Source organism: Staphylococcus sp. ACRSN (assembly GCF_022346615.1).
GTDB lineage: Bacteria > Bacillota > Bacilli > Staphylococcales > Staphylococcaceae > Staphylococcus.
In genome coordinates, this window is the sequence record NZ_JAKRNS010000003.1 from 108,245 (window position 1) to 128,458 (window position 20,214).

Here is a 20,214-nt window from a genome sequence, read left to right on the forward strand (position 1 = left end):
TACATTTCACATTACTTTAAATAAAATAGTAGAAAATGAATTTAAGGAGGGGTATGCTGTGATTTATCTTGATAATGCAGCTACGACTAAGCCAAATCAAGATGTTTTAGATACATTCTTGAAGGTGAATCAATCATTATATTTTAATCCTAATAGTCCGCATCATGCAGGTATACAAGCGGAGCAATTATTAAATCAAGCTAAAACTCAAATTAAAGACTTGTTTGAAATAGGAAATGAATTTGATGTTATTTTTACAAGTGGAGCGACAGAATCTAATAATATTGTAATACAAGGTATCGCACGAAAGAAGAAATTATTTGCTAATGAAATTATAACGTCAGTATTAGAGCATCCGTCTGTCTTAGAAGTAGTACGTGCCTTAGGTGAAGAAGGTTTTGTAATTAAATACGTCAATATTACTGAAGATGGTAAGATTGATTTAACACATTTGGAAAGTTTAATGACAGATCGAGTTGGTTTGATAACATGTATGCATGTAAATAATATTATGGGACAAATTCAACCTATAGCTAAAATTGCTGAAATTATAAGTGCTTATCCAAAAGCACACTTGCATGTAGATGCAGTTCAAGCTGTTGGTAAAACGCCACTTATCTTTAAAGGTGTTGATTCATTAAGTTTAAGTGGACATAAATTCAATGGTCTTAAAGGTCAAGGGATTTTATTTGTACGAAACAGACATGAAGTTACACCGATTATACAAGGGGGCGGTCAGGAATACGGTATTCGTAGTGGTACTGTAAATCTGCCAGTCGACATTTCGATAGTCAAAGCTCTGAAATCTGCCACGCATAATTTAGAACAGTTAAATACACAATTGAGTATATACAACCGTCAAATCATTTCATTTTTAGATGAATTTCACGGTGTGAAAATTAATTCTCCTAGAGATGCAGCTCCTCACATTATAAATATTGGTTTCCCAGGAGTTAAAGGTGAAGTATTAGTAAATGCATTTTCAAAACATGATATTATGTTGTCGACAACAAGTGCATGTTCCTCAAAAAAAGCCAGTTTAAATGAAGTGTTATTAGCGATGGGGATACCAGCAATACAAATTGAGGGCAGTATTCGTATTTCATTAGGTTCAAACACGACAGATAGTGATATAGAAGTATTTAAAAATAAATTTATTGAAGTATATAAAGAAGTTAAGGAGTTGTTAAGATGATATATGATCATTTACTAGTAAGGTATGGTGAGCTAACTTTAAAAGGTGCGAACCGAAAAATGTTTGTAAATCAGTTACGTTCAAATGTGAAACGTTCATTAATGCCGTTACAAGGTTATAAAGTTAAAGCTAATAGAGATAGAATGTATATTGAATTAGATGAAGGCGCAGATATAGATGAAATGTGCAATCGATTGTCCCAGGTGTTTGGAATTTATTCTATTAGTCCAGTTCTGAAGATTGACAAAACGATTGACGCAATCAATAAACAAGCTGTTGAATTTGCTAAGGGCTATAATGAAGGCGATACTTTTAAAATAGATGTTAAAAGATCAGATAAACAATTTCCATATGACACATATCAATTGCAACGTGAAGTAGGGGGTGCAGTATTACAAGGAGCTGAACAAGTTTCGGTAGATGTACGTAATCCTGATCATATCATTAAAGTAGAAGTTAGATTAGACGCTGTTTATATTTATGATAAAGTTATTCCGGGCGCAGGTGGATTACCGGTTGGTACTGGCGGAAAAACACTTCTAATGTTATCGGGAGGCATTGATTCACCAGTTGCTGGTATGGAAGTAATGCGTCGCGGCGTAACAATTGAGGCAATTCATTTTCACAGTCCACCATTTACTAGTGAAAAAGCCAAGGAAAAAGTAATCGAATTAACGAGAATTTTGTCTGCACATGTAGGTCCAATTAAACTTCATATTGTACCGTTCACTAATCTACAAAAACAAGTTAATAAAGAGGTGCATGAGCGATATACTATGACGTCAACGAGACGTATGATGATGCGTGTTGCAGACATGTTAGTGCATCAAATTGATGCAAATGCCATTGTAAATGGAGAAAACCTTGGCCAAGTAGCAAGTCAGACACTTAAGAGTATGTATGCAATCAATCATGTTACTTCAACACCAGTATTACGTCCTTTATTAACATTAGATAAAGAAGAAATTGTTAAAAAAGCGAAAGCTATTGGTACATATGAGGTATCAATTCAACCATTTGAAGATTGTTGTACAATTTTCACTCCAAAAAATCCGGTGACAGAGCCTGATTTTGACAAGGTAGAAAAATACGAGAACGGTTATGACTTTGGTCCATTGGTTCAAGAAGCGGTAGACGGTATTGAAACACTGACAATTACCAAAGATTATCAAAGTGCTAAAGATTCTGAAACACAAGCACTTGCAGATGACTTATTTTAACCTAAATATTTTATAGTAATTTTAAAAGGATAGTCAGTAATATGATAATTGTGAATATAAAGGGGTAATCAAATGTTGGAGTGGGATGTTTCAATCGTAATCATAGTAATTTTATTAGGTTTTTTAGCTGCATTTATTGATGCAGTTGTAGGCGGCGGTGGACTGATTTCTATCCCGGCCTTACTAGCTGTTGGTATGCAACCATCAATGGCTTTAGGTACAAATAAATTAGCAAGTGCATTTGGTTCTATGACCAGTGCATTTAGATTTTTGCGTTCTGGTAAAGTAGACTTAAAAATCGTAGCAAAGTTATTTCCAATTATATTTGTGATGGCAATGATTGGCGCAAGTATAGCGACGTTCTTACCAGCCGAGTTACTAAAACCAGTAGTTATCGTTGTTCTGACATTAGTAATGATTTATACACTCATTAAAAAAGATTGGGGTAGTGTCCGCACATTTACTAAACTGAGTATCGGTAAAGCGATTATGTTTGTGTCGTTAATGTGTGTTATTGGGTTTTATGATGGTTTTCTCGGTGGTGGCACAGGTTCGTTTATGTTATTTGTATTTTTAATGTTTGGTTTTGATTTCTTAGGGGCTGCAGGAAATGCAAAAGTTCTAAACTTTGCTTCAAATTTAGGCGCGCTCATATTATTTATTTGTTTGCATGAAGTTGATTATTTTTATGGGTTAATAATGGCTGTAAGCATGATTGCTGGTTCATACGTTGGTGCTCAGTTTGCGATTAAAAAGGGTGTCGGCTATGTTAAATCGCTATTTATTGTGGTTACTGCAATTTTAATTTTGAAAAATATTTACGATTATATTATGCAAATGTTGTAGTGTATTTCGATTTCTTGCGCGTTTTCTTATTAAAACAAACGTACCAATAATATCATTGTTGTTGGTACGTTTGTTATTTTTTTAAGAGGCAGTGTGAACAACAATTTAATTCAGCTACGTGTACCAATGGTTAAAAGGTTTAAATTGTACATAATAAAGAATTAATTGGTTGTTTTAGCAATAAATAATTATAAATTGTATCGATTAAGGTAAATCTAAACATTTTTAAGACAGAAAATTTTATTTCGTTACTATTAAAAGTTATAATGAAACAGAAAGCACTTATTTATAGGAGGCGTACAAATGACGCAAATTACATTTAAACAAGAACCAATGACATTATCAGGCTCACAAGTAAACGAAGGAGACGTAGCTCCAGATTTTACAGTACTAGACAACGATTTAAATCAAGTAGGTTTATCAACTTTTGATGGACAAAAGAAATTGATTAGTGTTGTACCATCTATAGATACAGGTGTATGTGATCAACAAACACGTAAATTTAATGAAGAAGCAGCACAAGAAGAAGGTGTTGTTTTAACAATTTCTGCAGACTTACCATTTGCTCAAAAAAGATGGTGTGCTGCTAATGGTTTAGATAACGTAGTTACATTAAGTGATCATAAAGATCTTTCATTTGGTAAAAATTACGGTGTTGTAATGGATGATTTACGTCTATTAGCTCGTTCTGTATTTGTTTTAGATAAAGATAATAAAGTTGTATATACAGAAATCGTTCCTGAAGGTACTGATTTCCCAGATTTTGAATCTGCATTGGCAGCATATAAAAATCTTTAATTAAATATATGTATGATTGATAAACTTGAAACTTAGTAGTGGCAGTTTGACAATCAAACAGTATCATTGACATTATAAAGCATACTGTCCATAATTATTTGGTAATATAAGTTAGGTAACTAGCTTATTTCAAACGAATTATGGACAGTTTTTTTAGAAAGGACTATTAAATGGCACAAGAAGAAACAGTAACAATAATGGAAAAATTATTTAAAGCACTCGACGAAAAAGCAAAAGAATTGAATGAAGAAAATGGCCAAAGTTTTATAGAAAATTTAGGGCTAGCTATGGAAGATATTTATAGAAATAACAGAGATTTATTAGAACAAGCGACATTACAAGATCGTAGAAAGGCATTTCAATTTTCTTATTTAAGTTTGTTACAACAAGAAGATATTCAAGCGAATCATCAGATTACTCCAGATTCTATTGGTTTAATTTTAGGCTTTTTAGCACAACGTTTTTTAAAGCAAAATGATGAATTGCATATCGCTGATATTGCCAGTGGTGCAGGTCATTTGAGTGCTTCAGTACACGAAGTGTTAACTGACCACACGTTAATGCACCATTTAGTCGAAGTAGATCCAGTGTTATCTAGAGTGAGCGTACATTTAGCTAATTTCTTAGAAATACCATTTGATGTTTATCCACAAGATGCCATCTTGCCACTTCCATTTGAAGATGCAGATGTTGTAATCGGTGATTTGCCAATAGGTTATTATCCAGTAGATGAGCGTAGTCATGAAATGTCATTAGGCTTTAAAGAAGGACATAGTTATTCTCATCATTTATTAATAGAGCAGGCAATTATTGCGCTGAAAAAATCAGGTTATGCATTTCTTGTAGTACCAAGTAATATCTTTGAAGGAGATAATGTGAAACAGTTACAGAATTTCATTGCAACAGAAACTGAAATGCAAGCATTTTTAAATTTGCCATCTACATTGTTTAAAAATGAAAATGCACGTAAATCAATTTTAGTTTTACAGAAAAAAGATGCTAATGTCACTAAACCTGTAGAAGTTTTACTTGCGAATATACCTGATTTTAAAAACCCACAACAATTCCAGGCGTTTTTACAAGATTTGAATGCATGGATGGGGGAAAATCACCCTGAAAATTAAACTGTAATACTCTTGAATTCAACCTGTATTAATGATTAAATAGATATGGATATAAAAAACTTAATTAAAATTGGAGGCATTATGTTTATGTCAAAATTAGTTTTGGCCATTAACGCTGGTAGTTCATCATTGAAATTTCAACTTATTGAAATGCCGGACGAAAATATTGTTACTAAAGGTCTTATCGAAAGAATTGGATTAAAGGACTCTATCTTCACAATCGAAGTCAACGGAGAGAAAATTACGGAAGTGAATGACATTGCGAATCATGAAGATGCTGTAAATATTATGTTAGAAAGCTTTAAAAAACATGGTATTATTGACAGTATTTATGATATTGATGGAACAGGTCATCGTGTCGTACATGGTGGAGAATTATTCCCTTCATCAGTATATGTAACTGATGAAGTTGAAAAACAAATTGAATCATTAAGTGAATTGGCACCATTGCACAACCCAGCCAACTTAATGGGAATTCGTGCTTTCCGTAAACTTTTACCTGAAATTCCACATGTTGCAGTATTTGATACTTCATTCCATCAAACTATGCCTGAAAAATCATTCCTTTATAGTTTGCCATACCAATACTATGAAGAATACGGAATTAGAAAATATGGTTTCCATGGAACAAGCCATAAGTATGTTTCTCAACGTGCGGCTGAAATACTTGGAAAACCTTTAGAAGAATTACGTATTATTTCATGTCATATCGGAAATGGTGCGTCAATTGCAGCTATCGATGGTGGGGAATCTGTCGATACTTCTATGGGATTCACACCATTAGCAGGTGTAACTATGGGTACACGTTCAGGAAATATTGACCCTGCTTTAATTCCATTTATTATGGAGAAAACAGGCAAAAGTGCTGAAGAAGTATTAAACACATTGAATAAAGAATCAGGATTATTAGGTATTTCTGGTACATCTAGTGATTTAAGAGATATTATAGAAGAATCTAAAGAAGGTAAAGAGAGAGCACAACTTGCTTTAGACGTGTTTGCTTCACGTATCCATAAATATATTGGTTCTTATGCGACACGTATGCACGGTGTTGATGTTATAGTCTTTACTGCTGGTGTAGGTGAAAACTCTGACCCAGTTAGAGCGAAAGTGTTAGAAGGTTTAGAATTCATGGGTGTTTATTGGGATGCTAAGAAAAATGAAGGTATCCATGGAGAAGAAGGATTTATTAACTATCCACATTCACCTGTAAAAGTGATTGTAATCCCAACTAACGAAGAGGTTATGATTGCGCGCGATGTTGTTGAATTTGGCGAAGTTAAATAATATCGATAAATGTCAGCACTCGTTTAAAATTTTATAGATAAATAAAAGTAGTCAGCCATATATTGATTGGTTGACTACTTTTTGTTTATTAAAAAACTGTAATTAAAATTGTAATAACTGTTTTTAGAAGTTGGAATTATTCATTTTTATCTTCTGATTGTACTTCAAAGGCTATTAGTTCTGTTTTTTGCGATTCATTAAAATTATTATCAGTAACTAACACCAAACTATCATTACCATTTTCTAATTTTTTGCCAAATGTCATACCTTCAACATTATCTATTTTTCCAATATTTGATTCATTGAGATTTGCTACTAATTTCTTTTTTACAGGTTGAACATTTTGATCTTTGATTGAGTTTATATCTTTAATTTGAGTAGCATTTTTTGTGTCGAATTTATAAATGCGTACATAATTATGAAATGCACCATCCGCCGATTGAACACTTGCACGTTCTAATGTAAGGAACTCATGATTATTAACTGCTAATAGTTCTGAGATGCCATTTTCTGCTGTTTTTCCTGCACCAGGCGTGCCTGGTACTGCGTCTAGAGGATACGCATATTCTGATACTAATGATCCATTGCGGTTATATTGGGTAATACGTGTTAAAGCACCTGATGTTGGATTTGGTGTATCATCATCTTGGATTAATGGGCCCTCCATAGAGGTCCAAATGGATTGACCATCTGGTGAAAACGAACTACCTTCTAGAGCGAAATTATTTCTAAATCCTTGTTTATTTTTATTATCTAACTTTATGTGATTTGCTATTGGTATTTCAGATTTATAATTTCCTTTTAAGTCAGATTCTCTAATAAATGGATTTAACCCTAGCGATCTATCACCTTCGCTCGTATATAGTATTTTATTAGCATTGGGATCAAATCTGATTGATTCAAGGTCAGCTACATCTCCATTATGTTGTTTTTGAAACTTATTTTTACTAGGATAAGTTGTGTCATTAGCTTGTTTTAAAGTATGTACATCGGTAAATCTTGTATATTTAAATTTGTTTTTATCATAACTTAAATGTGCTTCGTAAAATCTTGCAGGGTTTTTTTCAGAACGATCATCACTTATAAAATACCATTTCTTATTTGTAGGATTAAATGTAATTCCTGATAATCCACCAATCGTAGTACCTTTGAAGGATTTATTGTGTGAAATTGACTGGGTGTCTATCCATCTTAGTTTTTCAATTGAATGATGTTGCTCCTGGACTTTGGCTTCTGCAGATGTTGTGTGTGTGAATGATAAGATTGATAATTCACTAATCGTTAGTATGGAGATAATTAATTTACTTAAATTATGCACTGTAATCGACCTTTCTTTAATATAATTAAACTTATCATAACTTACTTTTATGTAGTGAATATGAAAATCAGTTATAAATTGGATGAATATTATTACTTTAAAGATTAGATAACGAAAAAGGGATAGGGAAGTAAATCTCTATTTTCAAAATAAAATACCCAGTAAATGAATATAGAAAACTCATTTACTGGGTATTTGTCTAGGATTTATATCCCAGACGATTCATTAAAAGTACAGCGTTAATAATTATGCATTATGCGCTGTACTTTTAAAGCTAATTTAACGTGCTTGGTATTGTGATCTGAATTCATCAGTTGCTACTTGAGGTTGGAAATCTTCTGGGATTTCTTCAGTTCTAACTACCAGTACATCACAAGGTGAATGACGAACGATTGCTTCAGATACAGACCCGACAATAAAACGTTCTACTGCATTTAAACCAGATGTACCACACATGATTAAATCTGCATCTACATCAGTTGCTAATTTTTTCGGAATAATTGCTTTAGGTGAACCGAATTCTAAACGTGTTTCCACGTTTGCAACACCGGCATTCGTTGCGACTTCTTTATAGCCATTGAGAAGATCTTCGGAAAAATTCTTAGATTTCTCAGTGAATTGTGCATCATATACTTCATATGATGAATAAGTTCGAGAGTCAATTACATTAACGACAGTTAATTTCGCGTCATTACGTTTTGCAACATCTACAGCTTTGTTAAAAGCCCATTCAGCTTCATGTGATCCATCTACAGCAATCAAAATATTTTTATAAGTTAGCATCACAATTACCTCCTTAATTCTTCTTGGTTATAGTATACCACCATTTACAGAATATTAACATAATTTGCATGTTGTAAAACTTCCCTAAACTATGATTGCGCTTTCATTAGATACGCGTTACTATAAATTTGGAGGTGGATGTAATGATAATTGGTATTCCAAAAGAGATAAAAAATAATGAAAATAGGGTGAGTCTTTCACCAAGTGGTGTTCATGCTTTAGTTGAACAAGGACATACTGTTATAGTTGAACAATCTGCAGGACTAGGTTCATATTTTGAAGATGTTGACTATACAGGAGCAGGGGCTAAAATTGTTAAAGATCCAGCAGAAGTATGGGATGTCGACATGGTGATGAAAGTAAAAGAGCCATTAGAAGAGGAGTTTCAATACTTTAAAGAGGGATTAATTTTATTTACTTATTTACACTTAGCAAATGAAGAAAAATTAACAAGAGCTTTACTAGATAATAAAGTTGTTGGTATAGCATATGAAACGGTACAATTACCTGATCGTTCATTACCATTATTAACACCAATGAGTGAAGTTGCAGGTCGTATGTCTGCACAAATTGGTGCTGAATTTTTACAAAAATATAAAGGCGGTATGGGTATACTGTTAGGTGGTGTGCCAGGAGTTTCTAAAGGTAAAGTAACTATTATTGGTGGCGGTCAAGCTGGAACAAATGCTGCTAAGATTGCTTTAGGGCTTGGTGCAGATGTAACAATATTAGATGTAAATCCTAAACGTTTACAAGAAATTGATGATTTGTTTGATGGTAGAGTACATACAATCATGTCGAATCCTTTAAATATAGAAAACTGTGTAAAAGATAGTGATTTAGTTATTGGAGCAGTTTTAATACCGGGCGCTAAAGCACCAAATTTAGTGACTGAAGATATGGTTAAAGGCATGAGAGATGGAGCAGTTATTGTAGATATTGCAATTGACCAAGGTGGTATTTTTGAAACAACAGACCATATTACCACTCATGATGCACCGACATATAAAAAACACGGTGTCGTACATTATGCGGTAGCTAATATGCCTGGAGCGGTACCAAGAACTTCAACAATTGCATTAAATAATGCAACATTACCTTATGCACAACAATTAGCAGGTAAAGGTTATTTAAAAGCATTACAAGATAACCCTGCATTAGCGTTAGGTTTAAATACGATAAATGGAGAATTAACAAATAAAGGTGTAGCTGAGGCATTTGATATGTCATTTAGTGCTATTGAAGACGTGTTAAAATAAAAACACAATTTAACATTATTATAATTAAAAAGGTAATCGCTTAAGCGTATTTTAGCTTGTGGCGATTACCTTTTTTACTTATTAAATTTTATTTTAGTGAATTAGTATAATAGTCTAGACAATTTTTGTACCATGTACTTCTTGGAATGGAAAGGCAGATAATAATGATGGTAAGTTATCTTTTGTAAGGCCACCACCAGGCATGACTTCTATTTTACCTGCAGAATTCACCACGAGTTTACCTAAATGGTTTAAGTTATCAAAGATATCAGTATCAGAAGCACCGCCATGTGTGAGTAGTCGTGTGAATCCTAAGTCTATTAGCTGATGCAATGCTTTTATTTGTCCGCGAATGTGAATTTCATCAAACGCCATGTGACAAACAGAAGGAACAGGTTCAGCTAGGTTTTTTAATGTTTTCATTTGCCATTCATTAAGCGTTTGCTCTTTTGTAAGACAACCAAATACAAAATAATCAATATTGAACGTTTTTAATGCCTTAATATCACGTTGCATAATTTCAATGTCATATAAACTATAAATAAAGTCTCCACCTCTAGGGCGGATCATAACTGCAAGTTCAACATTATTGATATGACATATTTCAGATGCAATTTCAACCATGCCATAGCTCGGAGTTGTACCACCAACAGAGAGATTGTCACACAACTCGATGCGATTTGCGCCACGAGCAATCATTTGTTCTAATTGTTGTATCGTTTCGACTACTGCTTCTTTGATCATTTTTCGTAACCTGTTAAACTCACGTTACCATCTTTTGTAACGAGAATATCATCTTCGATACGAACGCCTGCTACTCCAGGAACATAAATACCTGGCTCTACAGTAATTACCATACCTTCCATAAATTGATTATTATTTGAACTTGAAACATCTTGATACTCATGTTCTTCTAAACCAAGACCATGGCCCAATCTGTGTGGGAAGTAGTCGCCATAACCAGCATCACTAATAATATTTCTGGCAATGGCATCTACTTCTTTAATCGTTACGCCAGGCTTAATTGCAGCAATTGCTGCTTGTTCAGCTTTTAATACTACGTCATAGATGGATTGTGCATCTTGTGATGGTGTGCCAAATTTTACTGTACGTGTCATATCACTACAATAATTGTCATATATTACACCTAAATCAAATAACACAAATTCATCTAGTTTTAGTTGACGTTCACCTGGTGTACCATGTGGTGATGCAGCATGATCTCCAAACAATACCATTGTGTCAAAGCTCATTTCATTAACACCATATTTTTTAATTTCGTTTTCGATATGATTTACAACTTCGCGTTCTGTAACACCCTCAGCTAAATAGGCAACACCGATTTCTATACACTTGTCTGCAAGTTGACAAGCTTTTTTAATTTTCTCAATTTCACTTGAACTTTTAACATTTCGCAACGATTTGATAGTTTGGTCAATATCACCAAATTCTTCAATGTTAAAAGCTTCGATAAGTTCTCGTTGACGATGGACAGTTAAATGTTGTGCTTCAATCAGTAATTTTTTATAAGTTTCTGCATGTTTTTCTAATGCATTCTCTGTATCTAAGTAGCCGATGACTTCTCCTTCGAATGGTGAATGTTTTACTTCATCAACTTCTAATTGTGGACAAAATAGTACTTGTTCACCGTTGTTTTTGATTAATAATGCCAAAAGGCGTTCATGAGGATCACTTAAATAACCGGTAAAATAAAAAATATTAAGTGGTGTGGTAATCCATGCTGCGTCTGCTTGTTGTTGCTTTAATTCGGTTGTTATTTGCTCTAATTTCATAAATAAATCATCCTCCTGTAATTAATGCTCAATACAATTTTAAGTTAGTTTATAGTGGAATTCAAAACTTTAATGCTCAATTATGGAAATATAGTATAAATATTAAAAAAGTATCGTGTTATAAAAATTATATATCGTGGTATAGTAATTAAAATAGATTTATGGGAGGATTTAACTAATATGAAATTATCATTTCACGGACAATCAACAATTTATTTTGAAGCAAATGGCAACAAAGTAATTGTTGACCCATTTATTTCTGGAAACGAACTTTCAGATCTAGATCCAAGTACATTAGAGGTTGATTATATTATTTTGACACACGGACATGGCGATCACTTTGGCGATACAGTAGAATTAGCAAATCGTAATCATGCCACTGTAATAGGATCTGCAGAATTAGCTGATTATATTACAACAAACAAAAATGTAGAAAATGTTAGACCAATGAACATTGGAGGCAAAGCAGAATTTGAGTTTGGCAGTGTGAAATTCGTCCAAGCATTCCACAGTTCTAGTTTGACAGATGATAATGGCATACCAGTTTATTTAGGTATGCCAATGGGAGTAATTATTGAGGTAGAAGGAAAAACAATTTACCACACAGGTGATACAGGGTTATTTAGTGATATGAAGTTGATTGCAGATCGTCATCCTGTAGATGTTTGCTTTATACCAATTGGAGATAACTTTACAATGGGCATTGAAGATGCAAGTTATGCAATAAATGAATTTATTAAACCACAAATCACTGTGCCGGTTCATTACAATACGTTTGATTTAATTAAACAAGATCCGAAAAAATTTAAATCAGCAGTTACAGTTGGTGAGGTTCAAATATTAGAGCCAGGGCAAATAGTACAATTATAATCCAATGATATAAAAAAGCCTGAAGTACTTTATAGAACTTCAGGCTTTTATTTATTACTTTACAATTAGTACAGGGATGTGCGCTCGTTTTGCAACTTTGTGGCTAACACTACCTAAGACAAATTTTTTCTTATCTTCAGCTTTACGGTTACTTAATACGACAATTTCATATTTTCCGCTATTTGCCTGTTTGACTAATTCTTCCTTAGCATTACCACGGACAATGATTTCATCATAATCGATGCCATATTCATCAAGTGCATTTCTTGTACTTTCTAAACCTTCACTACGTCTTTCAACAAGTTTATCTAAATGTACACCTGATTTAATTGAAGTCTGTGCATCTTGTTCACTTATTGCATTTAAAATTGTCACAATTGTGCCTTCACCAGCTAATTTTGAAACTTGTTCTAAAGCTTTTTCATTTTTTAATGTAGTATCTACACCAAGTAATATATTTTTGAACATTCGTTCATCCCTCCTTAATTGTTATTCTAATAAAAGAGTAATCATAATTGCAATTAAATAATAATAAATTACATATAAATATGGCAAAATAGAATTTTTATGCCGAATTTGACACGAATGACAATAAAACCAACTATAAATCACTATAATTTGAATTGTTACATCGCAATTTTAGATATAAAAAGTTATAATGTCAGAGAAACGGTTCAAAATAAAAGAGGTTATTAACATGACAAAACATGAACAAATTTTATCTTATATTGAATCACTCGCTATCGGACAAAAGATATCAGTCAGGAAAATAGCAAAGGATTTAAGTGTTTCGGAGGGGACAGCTTATCGTGCAATTAAAGATGCAGGACAATTAGGGCTAGTTGCAACGATTGATAGAGTAGGTACAGTACGTATTGAAAAGAAATCACGTGAGCAAATTGAACAGTTGACCTTTGGTGAGATTGTTAAGATAATTGATGGACAAGTATTAGGCGGACGAAATGGATTAATCAAAACTTTGTCGAAATTTGCTATCGGCGCGATGGAGATAGAAGATGTAATTAAATATTTAAGTGCACATACATTGCTTATAGTCGGAAATCGTAAAGATGTTCAGTTAGCAGCTTTGGAAAGAGGCAGTGCCGTATTGATAACTGGGGGATTTAGTACTTCAAGTGAAATTATCAAATATGCAGATGCACATGATTTACCTATAATTTCTTCAAATTACGATACTTATTTAGTTGCAAATATCATTAATAGAGCTATGTATAATCAAATGATTCGAAAAGAAATATTAGTAGTTGAAGATATCGTTAAATCAGTACAAGAAGAAACTGTAATCTTCGATAATATGACTTTATTTGATTATAAAGATAAAGCGAAAAAGACAGGACACACAAGATTCCCTGTCATCGACGAAGATTGGCGTTTGGTAGGTATTGTAACAAGTAAAGAAATCATAAAGATGGATGAGCATGATACAATAGCAAATTTTATGACTAGAACGCCGATTAATGTACAATTGTCGACAACCGTAGCAAATTGTGCACATATGATGATTTGGGAAGGCATAGAATTGTTACCTGTAACAACAGTAAGCAAAAAATTAATTGGAGTTATTACGAGGAAGGATGTCTTGACAGCAATGCAATTGTTGAGTAGACAGCCGCAGGTAGGAGAAACGATTAATGATCAAATAGCAAAGCATATCACGATTGGTAGTGAAGGTATTCAAGTGCAAATCACACCTTTATTAACGAATCAATTCGGTACATTAAGTAAGGCAGTATTTGTAGCTATCATTGAAGAAACTATCCGATATGAGATTAGAAAGCTTAAGAAATTGGAAGTAATGATTGAAAGTTTAAATATTATATATATTAAAACAGTTCAAATTGAATCAGAATTAGATGTACAATATGATATGTTGGATGTTGGCCGAAACTTTGCCAAGTTAGAAGTGAAAATGTTAAACGAAGGACAACAAGTTGCTAAGGCAATGATTATATGTCAAATGATAGATTAACTCGTATGAAAATTATAATTGGAAAAGGAAGATAGATATGACAATTGAATTTAATCAAATAATGAAACAAATAGAAGAAACTGAGACAGTAATAATACATAGACATGTAAGGCCAGATCCTGATGCATACGGCTCACAATTAGGTTTGAAATCATATCTTAAGTTAAAGTTTCCTGAGAAAAACATATATGCTGTTGGAGAGGCAGAACATTCTCTAGACTTTATAGGTACATTTGACACACTATCTGAAGCGGATTACGAAGATGCTTTAGTTATTGTTTGTGACACAGCAAATGCACCACGTATTAGTGACACACGTTATAATCAAGGGAGTTACTTAATAAAAATCGACCATCATCCTGCAGTTGATCAATATGGAGATTTAAACTATGTTAATGATCAAGCTTCATCAACAAGTGAAATCATCTTCGATTTAATCTCACATTTTAATGATTTATCAATTATAGATGCTGAAACAGCAAGATTGTTATATTTAGGTATTGTTGGCGATACAGGTCGATTCTTATTTAATAATACGACATCACATACTATGGAAGTTGCAAGTGAATTATTGAAATTTCCATTTAATCACAATCAAGAATTAAATAAATTAGGGGAAAAAGATCCTGAGTTATTGCCATTTCAAGGTTATGTTTTACAAAATTTCGATTTAAATGATAAGGGATTTTGTAAAGTGATTATTACGAAAGACGTATTAGAACAATTTGAAATTGCACCAAATGAAGCATCATTGTTTGTTAATGCAATCGCAGATATTAAAGGATTGAAAATTTGGGTCTTTGGTGTAGATGAGGGCTCAGAAATTAGATGTCGCATTCGTTCAAAAGGTATCGTAATCAATGATATTGCTAGTGACTTCGGAGGTGGAGGTCATCCAAATGCTTCTGGTGTGTCTGTAGCGAATTGGGATCAATTTAATGAATTAGCAGAAGCGTTGAATAACAAGCTTTAAAATTATAAGGAGGTATTTGCTGATGGTTGCCCATTTAAATATTCATACGACATACGACTTATTAAATTCGAGTTTAAGAATTAATGATGCGGTTACTAAAGCTGTAAAGGAAGGTTACACTTCATTAGCAATTACAGACACTAATGTATTATATGGTTTACCACAATTTTATGATGCATGTATATCAGCAAATATCAAACCAATCTTTGGTATGACTGTTCATCTTACAGATGGTTTAACAACATTAGAAACTATTGTATTAGCAAGAGATGAACAAGGTCTTAAAAATCTATACATGTTATCTTCTGCAATAAAAATGAAAGATAGGTACGAAACACCTGTCGAATGGCTGAAAAAATATGCTGATCATTTTATTGTGATTTTAAAAAAAGTAGATGATTCACATCAAACGATTGTACAAACATTAATTGATTTTGAATATCTTTATGTAAATCATGAGAGCGCCGTTACTTATGATTTACCAATTGTCTGGGCTCAAAGTGCTTATTATTTAAGAAAAGAAGATAATGAAACGATATCAGCACTATCAGCAATTAAAAATAATACTAAAATTGACTTAGTAAACGCTCCCCCTGATTATAATGCGCATTTTTATAGTAAGGATGAACTAGCTTCACTTGAAATAGATAAATCTATTTGGCATCACACACAAGAGCTTGAAGCATTATGCCATGTTGAATTACAATATCATCAATCTTTATTGCCTAAATTTCAAACACCTAGTGGTCAATCATCACGTGAATATCTATGGACAATCCTTTTTCATAATTTAGGTGTTTTAAATTTAAACGATAATCAATATGATATTTACTATCATAGACTCAAACATGAATATGATGTAATCACAGGTATGGGTTTTGAAGATTATTTTTTAATTGTTAGTGATTTGATTTACTTTGCAAAAACAAATGATGTATTTGTGGGGCCAGGACGTGGTTCTGCGGCAGGTTCACTAGTAAGTTTCCTGTTAAACATTACTACAATTGATCCTATTCAATATAATTTGTTATTTGAACGATTCTTAAATCCTGAACGTGTAACTATGCCAGATATAGATATTGACTTTGAAGATACTAAGAGAGATAAAGTAATTCAATATGTACAGGAAAAATATGGTTCCCATCATGTAGCAGGTATTGTTACATTTGGTCATTTACTTGCTAGAGCGGTTGCTAGAGATGTTGGTAGAATTATGGGCTTCGATGATATAACTTTAAATGAAATTTCCAAGCTAATTCCGCACAAATTAGGTATCACTTTGGATGAATCATATGAATTGCCAGAGTTTAAAGCTTTTGTACATAGAAACCATAGACATGAACGTTGGTTTGATTTAAGTAAAAAATTAGAAGGCTTACCTAGACATACATCTACACATGCAGCTGGTATCATTATTAATGATCATCCATTATATGAATATGTACCACTTACTACAGGTGATAATGGCTTACTTACACAATGGACGATGACTGAAGCTGAAAGAATAGGGTTATTAAAAATTGATTTTCTAGGACTACGTAACTTATCAATCATACATCAAATCGTCAATCAGGTGAAAAAAGACAAAAATATTGATATTGATATAGAAGCGATTCCATTCAATGATGCGCAAGTATTTGAATTACTATCTAGAGGTGACACAACAGGTATATTCCAACTTGAATCAGATGGTATTCGTAATGTATTGAAAAAATTACGACCAGAACATTTTGAAGATATAGTTGCGGTGACATCGCTTTATAGACCAGGGCCTATGGAGGAAATACCCACTTATATTTCAAGGAGACACAAACCTGATAAAGTCGAGTACTTACATAAAGATTTGGCGCCAATTCTCCAAAATACATTTGGTGTTATTATTTATCAAGAACAAATTATGCAAATCGCTAGTACATTTGCTAACTTTAATTATGGTGAAGCCGATATATTGAGGCGTGCCATGAGCAAAAAGAATCGTGCTGTATTAGAACAAGAGCGAAAACATTTTATTGAAGGCGCTTTACAAAATGGCTACGATGAAAGTCTAAGTAAACAAATTTTTGATTTAATATTAAAATTTGCTGATTATGGGTTTGCACGTGCACATGCAGTTAGTTATTCAAAAATAGCGTATATCATGAGTTATTTAAAAGTACATCATCCTAATTACTTTTATGCCAATATTTTAAGTAATACCATTGGTAGTGAAAAGAAAACGGCTCAAATTATTGATGAGGCGAAGCAACAAAATATTAATATTTTGAGTCCTAATATCAACTATAGTCATTGGTTTTACAAAGCTACGACAAAAGGTATCTATTTATCCATCGGAGCGATTAAAGGTGTGGGATATCAAAGCGTAAAATTAATTGTAGACGAACGCCAAGCTAATGGTGAATTTAAGGATTTCTTTGATTTTGCAAGAAGAATTCCAAAGAGAGTCAAGACTAGAAAGTTACTCGAAGCATTAATATTAGTTGGTGCCTTTGATGACTTAGGGAAAAATAGAGCAACACTTTTACAATCTATAGATCAGGTATTGGATGATGTCTCAGATGTTGAACAAGATGGGTTTATTTTTGACGTATTAACACCTAAAGCAACTTATACTGAATCTGAAGAACTTGAAGATAATCAATTGAGTGAATATGAAAAAGAATATTTAGGTTTCTATGTCACTACGCATCCAGTTGAAAAAGCTTTTGAGAAAAAACAGTATTTAGGTGTTTATAAATTAAATAATGCTAGGGACAATCAGCCGATATTTGTTCAAATTGATAGTAGTAGAAAAATTCGTACTAAAAAAGGTCAAAACATGGCATTCGTTGTTCTTAATGATGGTATGAACGTGCTTGATGGTGTTATGTTCCCAGATACATTTAGAAAATATGAAACTGAAATTACAGAAGGGAAAATCTACGTCATATTCGGTAAATTTGAACATAGAAATAACAAAAGCCAGTTGATTATCCAACATATTGAAACAGTAGAGCATTTTGAAACTGATAAAATAAAAAATGCGAAACAAATTATATTACGTAATATTAAAGATATTGAAGGCGTACAAAATTTATTATATCAAGCAAATGAAAAACAAATCCCAGTTAATTATTTTGACGAAAATACTAATCAAATAAAAAACATTGGGTTTATATCAAATGAAAATCATCAGATTGATGAACTGCTTGAAAAGCTATCACCATGGGATATAAGAATAATTTAACTTTATTCACCATATAAACTATGGTATAGTTGACTGATGGTTGAGTAACATTGGCCATCAGTTTTAATTTTAAAAAAAATTAAAAAGAAAGAGATTAAATATTAAAAATCTATATGTTTTTATTACAATCAATAACCTTGCAAAAAATTTCCGATTTGGTAACGATATCATTTGTAATTTACGTTATAGTGTAATAAAAATATATATGACGAATCATTATATTAAATGAATGTAAAGGGGTAGATTCACGTGACATTAAGAGACGAAGCTTTACAAATGCATAGAGAAAATCAAGGTAAATTAGAAGTTGCACCAAAAGTAAAAGTTACGAACAAAGAAGAATTAAGTTTGGCATATTCACCTGGTGTTGCAGAGCCTTGTAAAGAAATACACGAAGATCCTCGTAAGGTTTTTGAATATACAATGAAAGGTAACACAGTTGCAGTCGTTACAGATGGTACTGCCGTTCTAGGACTAGGTAATATTGGTGCTGAAGCGAGCATTCCAGTAATGGAAGGTAAAGCAGTATTATTCAAAAGCTTTTCCGGAATCGATGGTGTACCAATTGCATTAAACACGACTAATACAGATGAAATCGTAAATACAGTTAAATTATTAGAACCAAATTATGGTGGTATCAATTTAGAAGATATATCCGCACCACGTTGTTTTGAAATTGAAGAACGTTTAAAAAAAGAAACAAAAATTCCAGTTTTTCATGATGATCAACACGGTACAGCTATTGTCACAGTAGCTGGTATGATTAATGCACTGAGAGTTGTGGATAAAGATTTATCAGATATTAAAGTAGTATTAAACGGAGCAGGGGCAGCAGGTATTGCCATTGTTAAATTACTATACTCTTATGGTGTAAGAGATATGATAATGTGTGATTCAAAAGGTGCTATCTATGAAGATAGAGAATACGGAATGAATGACACAAAAGCTTACGTTGCTAAATGGACTAATAGAGATAAAAAAGAAGGTAGTTTAGAAGATATTATACAAGAAGCTGATGTATTTATCGGTGTTTCTGTTGCAGATTTACTAACAAAAGAAATGGTAGAATCAATGGCAGATGACCCAATTATCTTTGCTATGGCCAACCCAAATCCTGAAATCAAACCGGATATCGCAAAAGAAGCAGGCGCTAAAGTAATTGGAACTGGCCGTTCAGATTATCCAAACCAAATCAATAATGTATTAGCTTTCCCAGGTATCTTTAGAGGTGCTTTAGATGTGGAAGCAACACATATAAATGAAGAAATGAAACAAGCAGCCGTAGAAGCGATTGCTAATTTAATTGAGCCTGATGAATTAAATGCAGATTATTGTATTCCAGGTCCGTTTGATAAACGTGTTGCACCTTCTGTTGCTAGAGAAGTGGCTAAAGCAGCTATGGAATCAGGTGTGGCGAGAGTAGATGTTGATCCAGAATCAATTTATAATAAGACAATGAAATTAACAGATTTAGATAAATAATAATCATAATTGCTTATTTCAAACGTATTAAATGGTTAAGTATGGGAAGTAGC

Annotated in this window: 17 protein-coding genes; 12 read left to right on the forward strand and 5 right to left on the reverse strand. The window is 32.8% G+C overall.

The window, feature by feature from the left end:
* The first annotated feature begins 58 nt into the window (after window positions 1-58).
* The 6 genes from MHZ36_RS04025 (at window position 59) to MHZ36_RS04050 (ending at window position 6,470) form a co-directional block, all read left to right on the forward strand.
* The gene (locus tag MHZ36_RS04025) at window positions 59-1,195 is read left to right on the forward strand and encodes a cysteine desulfurase family protein (protein WP_239229980.1); all 1,137 of its coding nucleotides are present in this window, start codon (window positions 59-61) and stop codon (window positions 1,193-1,195) included.
* Window positions 1,192-2,415: a tRNA uracil 4-sulfurtransferase ThiI gene (gene thiI, locus MHZ36_RS04030; RefSeq protein WP_239229776.1), complete on the forward strand. Its 1,224-nt coding sequence runs from the start codon at window positions 1,192-1,194 to the stop codon at window positions 2,413-2,415. The genes MHZ36_RS04025 and thiI overlap by 4 nt, the downstream gene beginning before the upstream one ends.
* 72 nt (window positions 2,416-2,487) lie before the next feature.
* Window positions 2,488-3,261 (forward strand): sulfite exporter TauE/SafE family protein, encoded by a 774-nt coding sequence (locus tag MHZ36_RS04035; protein WP_239229777.1) that lies wholly within the window; start codon window positions 2,488-2,490, stop codon window positions 3,259-3,261.
* A gap of 303 nt (window positions 3,262-3,564) precedes the next feature.
* On the forward strand, window positions 3,565-4,059 hold the full coding sequence (gene tpx, locus MHZ36_RS04040) for a thiol peroxidase (RefSeq protein ID WP_239229778.1): 495 nt from the start codon (window positions 3,565-3,567) through the stop codon (window positions 4,057-4,059).
* A gap of 170 nt (window positions 4,060-4,229) precedes the next feature.
* The gene (locus MHZ36_RS04045; RefSeq protein WP_239229779.1) at window positions 4,230-5,183 is read left to right on the forward strand and encodes a class I SAM-dependent methyltransferase; all 954 of its coding nucleotides are present in this window, start codon (window positions 4,230-4,232) and stop codon (window positions 5,181-5,183) included.
* An 87-nt stretch (window positions 5,184-5,270) separates the two neighbouring features.
* A complete protein-coding gene (locus MHZ36_RS04050) occupies window positions 5,271-6,470 on the forward strand; it encodes an acetate kinase (protein WP_239229780.1) in 1,200 nt (399 codons plus the stop codon).
* 136 nt (window positions 6,471-6,606) lie between these two features.
* On the opposite strand, the gene MHZ36_RS04055 is transcribed toward MHZ36_RS04050, so the two are convergent.
* Together MHZ36_RS04055 and MHZ36_RS04060 are read right to left on the reverse strand one after the other, a co-directional pair.
* Window positions 6,607-7,788, reverse strand: a complete 1,182-nt coding sequence (locus MHZ36_RS04055) for an esterase-like activity of phytase family protein (protein WP_239229781.1) — start codon at window positions 7,786-7,788, stop codon at window positions 6,607-6,609.
* Window positions 7,789-8,067: 279 nt separating this feature from the next.
* Window positions 8,068-8,571 carry a universal stress protein gene (locus MHZ36_RS04060; protein WP_239229782.1) on the reverse strand — a complete coding sequence of 168 codons (504 nt, stop codon included), beginning with the start codon at window positions 8,569-8,571 and terminating at the stop codon, window positions 8,068-8,070.
* A gap of 143 nt (window positions 8,572-8,714) precedes the next feature.
* On the opposite strand from MHZ36_RS04060, the gene ald reads away from it, so the two are divergent.
* Window positions 8,715-9,830 carry an alanine dehydrogenase gene (gene ald / locus MHZ36_RS04065; RefSeq protein ID WP_239229783.1) on the forward strand — a complete coding sequence of 372 codons (1,116 nt, stop codon included), beginning with the start codon at window positions 8,715-8,717 and terminating at the stop codon, window positions 9,828-9,830.
* Window positions 9,831-9,944: 114 nt separating this feature from the next.
* On the opposite strand, the gene MHZ36_RS04070 is transcribed toward ald, so the two are convergent.
* On the reverse strand, window positions 9,945-10,574 hold the full coding sequence (locus MHZ36_RS04070) for a copper homeostasis protein CutC (RefSeq protein WP_239229784.1): 630 nt from the start codon (window positions 10,572-10,574) through the stop codon (window positions 9,945-9,947).
* The gene (locus MHZ36_RS04075; RefSeq protein ID WP_239229786.1) at window positions 10,571-11,623 is read right to left on the reverse strand and encodes a M24 family metallopeptidase; all 1,053 of its coding nucleotides are present in this window, start codon (window positions 11,621-11,623) and stop codon (window positions 10,571-10,573) included. The genes MHZ36_RS04070 and MHZ36_RS04075 overlap by 4 nt, the downstream gene beginning before the upstream one ends.
* Before the next feature lie 180 nt (window positions 11,624-11,803).
* Here MHZ36_RS04075 and MHZ36_RS04080 point away from each other — a divergent pair, with 180 nt between their 5' ends.
* Complete coding sequence (locus MHZ36_RS04080; RefSeq protein WP_239229787.1) at window positions 11,804-12,493, forward strand: metal-dependent hydrolase; 690 nt, start codon at window positions 11,804-11,806, stop codon at window positions 12,491-12,493.
* A gap of 54 nt (window positions 12,494-12,547) precedes the next feature.
* On the opposite strand, the gene MHZ36_RS04085 is transcribed toward MHZ36_RS04080, so the two are convergent.
* Window positions 12,548-12,961, reverse strand: coding sequence for a universal stress protein (locus MHZ36_RS04085; protein WP_239229789.1), 414 nt, complete (start codon window positions 12,959-12,961; stop codon window positions 12,548-12,550).
* Window positions 12,962-13,190: 229 nt separating this feature from the next.
* Here MHZ36_RS04085 and MHZ36_RS04090 point away from each other — a divergent pair, with 229 nt between their 5' ends.
* From MHZ36_RS04090 to ystJ, 4 genes are all read left to right on the forward strand, one after another.
* Window positions 13,191-14,483, forward strand: a complete 1,293-nt coding sequence (locus MHZ36_RS04090; RefSeq protein ID WP_239229790.1) for a DRTGG domain-containing protein — start codon at window positions 13,191-13,193, stop codon at window positions 14,481-14,483.
* A 37-nt stretch (window positions 14,484-14,520) separates the two neighbouring features.
* A complete protein-coding gene (locus MHZ36_RS04095; protein WP_239229792.1) occupies window positions 14,521-15,456 on the forward strand; it encodes a DHH family phosphoesterase in 936 nt (311 codons plus the stop codon).
* Between the two features lie 22 nt (window positions 15,457-15,478).
* Window positions 15,479-18,679, forward strand: a complete 3,201-nt coding sequence (locus MHZ36_RS04100; RefSeq protein ID WP_239229793.1) for a DNA polymerase III subunit alpha — start codon at window positions 15,479-15,481, stop codon at window positions 18,677-18,679.
* A 249-nt stretch (window positions 18,680-18,928) separates the two neighbouring features.
* Window positions 18,929-20,161 carry an NADP-dependent malic enzyme gene (gene ystJ, locus MHZ36_RS04105; protein ID WP_239229795.1) on the forward strand — a complete coding sequence of 411 codons (1,233 nt, stop codon included), beginning with the start codon at window positions 18,929-18,931 and terminating at the stop codon, window positions 20,159-20,161.
* Window positions 20,162-20,214: the final 53 nt, after the last annotated feature.